General features: G+C 67.4%; 1 protein-coding gene. It reads left to right on the forward strand.

Annotation, left to right across the window (positions count from 1 at the left end; translation table 11 throughout):
* Window positions 1–1,017, forward strand: a 1,017-nt coding sequence (locus ACP7EY_RS23970; protein WP_426197759.1) for a YDG domain-containing protein, incomplete at both ends; no start/stop codon positions are given.

The following is a 1,017-nucleotide window of genomic DNA, read 5'->3' on the forward strand; positions in this document are numbered from 1 at the left end:
GGTGACCGTCAACAGCACCGCGCTGGCCGACGGCAGCAACGGCGGCCTGGCCAGCAACTACAGTCTGGCCAGCGGCCAGACGGCGGCAGCGACGATTGCCCCCAAGGCCTTGACCATCAGCGGCACGACGGTGGCCAACAAGGCCTATGACGGCAAGGCCACCGCCACGCTGCTTGGCGGCACCTTGAACGGCCTGGTCGCTACTGAAACACTGGCCCTTGCCGGTCAGAGCGCCAGCTTTGCCGACAAAAACGTTGGCGCGGGCAAAACCGTGACGGTCACTGGCACCCGGCTTGCCAATGGCACGGGACTGGCCAGCAACTACAGCGTGTCTAACCCGACGGGACTGGTCGCCGATATCGCGCGGCTCGCCGCCGTGACCTGGGTGGGCGGCAGCAGCGGCAGCTGGTTCGATGCGGCCAACTGGGCCGGTGGTGCCGTGCCCGATCTGGCCAATGTCGCCACGGTCGTTATCCCCGCCGGCGTCACCGTGACATTTAATAATGGCACCGTCAATCTCGATGCCATCGGCAGCAGCGGCAGCCTGAGCGTGCTCGACGGCAGCTTGAACGTGGCCGCGACGGTCCAACTTGCCAGCCTTGCGCAGTCCGGTGGCGTCATCACCAGCGGCGCCATCAAGGTCGGCAGTTTCAGCCAGAGCGGCGGCTCGCTCACCAGCAGCGGCGCGTTGACGGTGACGGATGCCTATCGCCAAAGCGACAGCGCGGCCAGCATCAAGGTCGCGGGCAAGGTCGACCTGAGCCAGGCGAGCGGCTCGGCATTGCTGGGCAATATCAGCAGCGCCGGCACGCTCGGTGTGACGGCAGTCGATGGCAACATCAGCCAGCTGGCCGGTACCACCATCGTCTCGGCGGGCGGCACCTTGTCCGCCCCGAAGGGCACGGTGTCGCTGGCCGCCAGCGGCAACAGCCTTGGCGCCATGACCATCAACGCGGGCACCGGCGCCCCCGCCAGTGCCGACAGCGCCAGCGAAATCCGCCAGCAAAATGCCGTGGC

The organism is Massilia sp. DWR3-1-1 (assembly GCF_049898325.1).
GTDB lineage: Bacteria > Pseudomonadota > Gammaproteobacteria > Burkholderiales > Burkholderiaceae_D > JAFCUW01.